The sequence below is a fragment of the Streptomyces sp. NPDC054841 genome, assembly GCF_053611045.1.
The window spans coordinates 1-1,558 of the sequence record NZ_JBSGZO010000878.1 but is presented as its reverse complement, the minus strand read 5'-3'; the positions used below and the strand labels follow the sequence as shown (position 1 = coordinate 1,558).

Sequence of the window (1,558 nt, the reverse complement as noted above, 5' to 3'; positions counted from 1 at the left end):
ATCGCCCCACCACCCGGCAACGCCTGCATCAACCGGCCACGCGCCGCAACCAGAGCCGCAGCATCCTCGAGGGAGAACACCCCCGCCACATGCGCGGCAGCAATCTCACCGACCGAATGACCGATCACAAAGTCCGGTGCAACACCCCAGGACTCGACCAGACGGAACAGCGCCACCTCAAGCGCGAACAACGCCACCTGGGTGTAACCGGTCTCATCCAACAGCCCGGCACCCTCACCCGCATCCGAGAACACCAGGTCCTTGAGCGGGCGGTCGAGATGCCGGTCGATGTGGGCGCATACCTCGTCGAAGGCGTCCGCGAAGACGGGGAAGGACGCATACAGCTCCCGGCCCATCCCAGCCCGCTGACTCCCCTGCCCCGTGAACAGGAACGCCGAACGACCCGCACCCGTAGCAGGAACCGCACCCGAAACCACAGACCCCGACGGCTCACCCGCCACCAACGCCCGCAACCCCGCGACAAACTCCTCCCGACCAGCCGCAGTCACCACCGCACGATGCTCGAACCGGGCACGCGACACCGCCAGCGAGTAGCCCACATCAACCGGCGACAGCTCAAGCCGCTCCCCAAGGAACGACACCAGCCGCTCCGCCTGAGCCTGAACCCCCGCCTCGGTACGAGCCGAAAGCACCCACGGCACCGTCACATCAACCGGCACCACCGCGCCGGACTCCACAACCCCCGGCTCAACAACCGGCGCCTGCTCCAGCACCACGTGCGCGTTCGTCCCGCTGATACCGAACGAGGAGACCGCCGCCCGACGCGGACGATCCAGCTCCGGCCACGCCCGCTCCTCCGTCAGCAGGGACACCGCACCCGCGGTCCAGTCCACCTGCGACGACGGCTCATCCACGTGCAACGTCCTGGGCATCACCCCATGCCGCATGGCCAACGCCATCTTGATGATGCCGGCAACACCGGCAGCCGCCTGGGTGTGGCCCATGTTCGACTTGATCGACCCCAGCCACAACGGCTGATCGGGCTCCCGCTCCTGGCCATAAGTAGCCAGCAGCGCCTGCGCCTCGATCGGATCACCCAGACGCGTACCCGTCCCGTGCGCCTCCACCACATCCACATCACGAGCCGACAGACCCGCGTTGGCAAGCGCCTGCCGGATGACGCGCTGCTGGGCCGGACCGTTCGGCGCCGTCAGACCATTACTCGCACCATCCTGATTAATGGCCGTGCCCCGCACGACAGCGAGGACTTGGTGACCGTTGCGCTGGGCGTCCGACAGACGCTCCACCAGCAGCATGCCCACACCCTCACCCCAGCCAGTACCATCCGCACCGTCCGCGAAGGACTTGCAGCGACCGTCCGAGGCCAAACCGCGCTGACGGGAAAACTCGATAAACGTGTCGGGGGCCGTCATCACCGTCACACCACCGGCAAGCGCCAGCGAGCACTCACCCCGCCGCAACGCCTGCACCGCCAAATGCAACGCCACCAAAGACGACGAACACGCCGTATCCACACTCAACGCCGGACCCTCCAAGCCCAGCAGATACGACACCCGCCCCGACGCCACACTCCCCG

At 67.2% G+C, this 1,558-nt stretch carries 1 pseudogene; it reads right to left on the bottom strand.

Annotated features, from left to right (window positions below):
* Window positions 1-1,553: pseudogene (locus ACWGI8_RS44130) on the bottom strand (type I polyketide synthase); the annotation flags it as partial.
* Between the last annotated feature and the right edge of the window lie 5 nt (window positions 1,554-1,558).